The organism is Methylobacterium sp. E-041, from assembly GCF_022829665.1.
Classification (GTDB): domain Bacteria; phylum Pseudomonadota; class Alphaproteobacteria; order Rhizobiales; family Beijerinckiaceae; genus Methylobacterium.
This window is the reverse complement of record NZ_JAKSYQ010000106.1, coordinates 1-926: the sequence shown is the minus strand read 5'-3', so window position 1 is coordinate 926 and position 926 is coordinate 1. Positions and strand designations below refer to the sequence as shown.

Genomic DNA, 926 nt, shown 5'->3' with positions numbered 1-926 from the left:
GCGGCCGGGGCGAGGCCGAGGCGCTCGCCGGCGTAGCGGCCCTCGCGGATCGGGCGCCACCAGGCCGCGTTGTCGAGGTACCAGCGCACGGTCTCCTCCAGCGCCTGCTCGAAGGTCTTGGACGGCGCCCAGCCGATCTCGGCCTCGGCCTTGCCCGGGTCGATCGCGTAGCGGCGGTCGTGCCCGGGCCGGTCGGCGACGAAGGCGATCAGCCGCGCGTGCGGGGCGTGCTCGGGCCGCAGCCGGTCGAAGGCGGCGCACAGCGCCTCGACCACGGCGAGGTTGTTGCGCACCGCGCGCCCGCCGAGCAGGTAGGTCTCGCCGACCCGGCCGCGCTCCAGCACCGCCACCAGGCCGCGGGCGTGGTCCTCGACGTGGATCCAGTCGCGCTCGTTCAGGCCGTCGCCGTAGACCGGCAGCGGACGGCCCTCGAGCGCGTTGAGGATCATCAGCGGGATGAGCTTTTCCGGGAAGTGGCGCGGCCCGTAGTTGTTCGAGCAGTTCGTCACCAGCACCGGCAGGCCGTAGGTCTCGTGCCAGGCCCGGGCCAGGTGGTCGGAGGCGGCCTTCGAGGCCGAGTACGGCGAGCGCGGGTCGTAGCGGCTGCCTTCCGTGAAGAACCCGCCCGGCGGCAGCGAGCCGTAGACCTCGTCGGTCGAGACGTGGAGGAAGCGGAAGCGGCCCTGCGCGTCCGCCGCCAGCCCCTCGTGGTGGCCGCGCGCCGCGTCCAGCATCACCTGGGTGCCGATCACGTTGGTCCGGATGAACGCGCCCGGATCGGTGATCGAGCGGTCGACGTGGCTTTCGGCCGCCAGGTGCATCACCGCGTCGGGCCGGAAGTCCGCGAACGCCGCGCGCACCGCGTCGGCGTCGCAGATGTCGGCCTCGACCAGGCGGTGGCGGGGATCCTCGGCGAGGGGCGCCAG

Annotated in this window: 1 protein-coding gene; it reads right to left on the bottom strand. The window is 74.0% G+C overall.

All coding sequences use genetic code 11. The annotated features are described in order from the left end of the window. Window positions 1–926: dTDP-glucose 4,6-dehydratase (rfbB, locus tag MKK70_RS10055; protein ID WP_243947386.1), on the bottom strand; the 926-nt coding region annotated here is incomplete at both ends.